General features: G+C 71.1%; 3 protein-coding genes. All 3 read right to left on the reverse strand.

Features of this window, described 5'->3' with window-relative positions:
- Nucleotides 1-739: MBL fold metallo-hydrolase (locus tag Q7W29_14915; protein MDO9173112.1), on the reverse strand; the 739-nt coding region annotated here is incomplete at its 3' end.
- A gap of 102 nt (nucleotides 740-841) precedes the next feature.
- Nucleotides 842-1,744 carry a cation diffusion facilitator family transporter gene (locus Q7W29_14920; protein ID MDO9173113.1) on the reverse strand — a complete coding sequence of 301 codons (903 nt, stop codon included), beginning with the start codon at nucleotides 1,742-1,744 and terminating at the stop codon, nucleotides 842-844.
- A complete protein-coding gene (locus Q7W29_14925) occupies nucleotides 1,741-2,124 on the reverse strand; it encodes a hypothetical protein (GenBank protein MDO9173114.1) in 384 nt (127 codons plus the stop codon). The genes Q7W29_14920 and Q7W29_14925 overlap by 4 nt, the downstream gene beginning before the upstream one ends.
- Nucleotides 2,125-2,136 lie beyond the last annotated feature (12 nt).

The following is a 2,136-nucleotide window of genomic DNA, read 5'->3' on the forward strand; positions in this document are numbered from 1 at the left end:
AGGACGCCAGGCAGCCCGGCGTGTCGGTCAGCCAGCGGTCGGACATCGTGTCGCCGGTCATCAGGATGCCGTGCCGGGGCACGAAGACGGCGATGTCGCTCGCGGTGTGCATGCCGCCGGTGTAGTACAGCTCGAACGTGGTGTCGCCCATGTCGAGCGTGAGGCGGTCGGCGAAGGTGCGCGTGGGCGGCACGAGCGGCGCGTCCGCCAGCAGGGCGTCGCGGTTCAGGATGTCCAGGGCCAGGTCCTCGCGCAGGCTCGCCAGGCTCGGGTCGCCCTCGGGCAGCGCCGCGATGCGAGCTTCCGTTTCGGGGATGCCGATCGCGAACCATTCCAGGGCTTGCGGCCGGAAGGCCAGGCCGTCGGCCATGCCCTCGGCGACCAGCTCGTGGCCGACGATCTCGCAGTCGGCGTAGACCGCGTTGCCGCCGGTGTGGTCGCCGTGCTCGTGGGTGTTGACCAGCGTCGTGAAGTCGCCGCGCCCGAGCTCGCGCGCGATGACGCGCCGCAGCTCGCGGTCGACCAGCGGGTTGCCGGTCGTGTCCACGACCAGGATGCCCTTCTGCGTGGCGAAGGCGACCGTCGCCGTCGAGGAGATGTGGTCGCCGACCCAGACCCTGACGACCCCCTCGCCGAGTTTCTGTACGTGGACCGGCAGCCCGGCCACCGTTTCGGCGGCGGCGGTCGCCGCCGTGAGCACCATCGCTAGGCCGATCAACAGCCCGCACCGCTTGTTCATCTCCGCTCCCCCGTGTGGTTGATGACGGCGCCTCGGGGCGTGGGGCGAGGCGTTCTGGTACTTACGGGGAATTGATCATCTGGTTTCACTGAAGCGGAGGTTCTACCGAAAGCAGGCCCCTACGCAAGGAACCGTCTGCCCACCCCGCTCCCACTGCAGCGTCGCGTGCCCGATGCCGAAGCGGTCGTGGAGCTCCCGGCAGGCCCGGGCCAGCAGCTCGTCGTCGTCGCGCGGGTCGGGCTTCACGAGGTGGGCGGTGAGCGCGGACTCGGTCGTGCTCATGCCCCAGATGTGCAGGTCGTGGACGGCCGTCACCCCGGGCAACCCGCCCAGGTATGCCTCCACCGCCGCGGGGTCGATCCCCGCCGGCACCGCCGCCAGCGCCAGGTCCACCGACTCGCGCAGCAGCCCCCAGGTCCCGACCAGGATCACCGCCGCGATCACCAGGCTGACGGTCGGGTCCAGCCACATCCACCCGGTCCGCAGCATCACGAACCCGGCGGCCACCACGCCCGCCGACACCGCGGCGTCGGCCGCCATGTGCAGGAACGCGGCGCGGATGTTGAGGTCGCGCTTGCGCCCCGCCACGAACAGCAGCGCCGTGGCCGTGTTCAGCACCACGCCGACCGCCGCCACCCAGATGACCGTCACGCCGACCACCGCGCCCGGCCGCCCGAAACGCTGCACCGCCTCCCACGAGATCCCGCCCACCGCGACCAGCAGCAGCCCCGCGTTGAGCATCGCCGCCAGGATGGACGAGCTGCGCCAACCGTAGGTGCGCCGCTGCGAGGGCTTGCGCTGCGCCAGCCGCGTGGCGCCCCAGGCCAGCAGCAGCCCGAGCACGTCGCCCAGGTTGTGCCCCGCGTCCGCCAGCAGCGCCAGCGAGTGCGCGGCCACGCCGAACCCGGCCTCGACGATCACGAAGCCGACGTTGAGCGCCACGGCGACCGCGAAGATGCGGTTGTAGTCGTTGGGGGCGTGGGCGTGATGTTCGCGTCCCTTCATCGATCCGGCCCGCCGTCGATGTGGAGCTTGTGCAGCATCCGGTGCGCCAGCGGCGCGAACATCACGCCCACGACGACCAGGAACACCACACCGGAAAACAGCGAGTACATTCCCGCGAAGATCCTGCCGCCGTCCGTCCGCAACTGGTCCACGGGACCCATCCCGCCCAGGATCATCGACGCGTTGAGGAACGCGTCGATCCAGCCCATGCCCTCGGTCGCGCGGTACCCCGCCATGCCGATCGCGAGCGACACCATGACGATCCCGAACCCCACGCCGCCGTGGACCGCCAACCGCCGCAGGAACACCCCGCGGCTCGCCAGGGGCTCCCGCCGATGCTCGTACCGCCAGTGCCTCGGTTTTCCGGACCCGCCGGTCATGATGGAACCTCG

The organism is bacterium (assembly GCA_030654305.1).
Lineage (GTDB): Bacteria > Krumholzibacteriota > Krumholzibacteriia > LZORAL124-64-63 > LZORAL124-64-63 > PNOJ01.

What these genes read in the sequence shown, in the direction of transcription:
- Q7W29_14920 (MDO9173113.1), bottom strand. Translation starts at nt 1,744, where the DNA reads ATGAAGGGACGCGAACATCACGCCCACGCCCCCAACGACTACAACCGC.
- Q7W29_14925 (MDO9173114.1), bottom strand. Translation starts at nt 2,124, where the DNA reads ATGACCGGCGGGTCCGGAAAACCGAGGCACTGGCGGTACGAGCATCGG.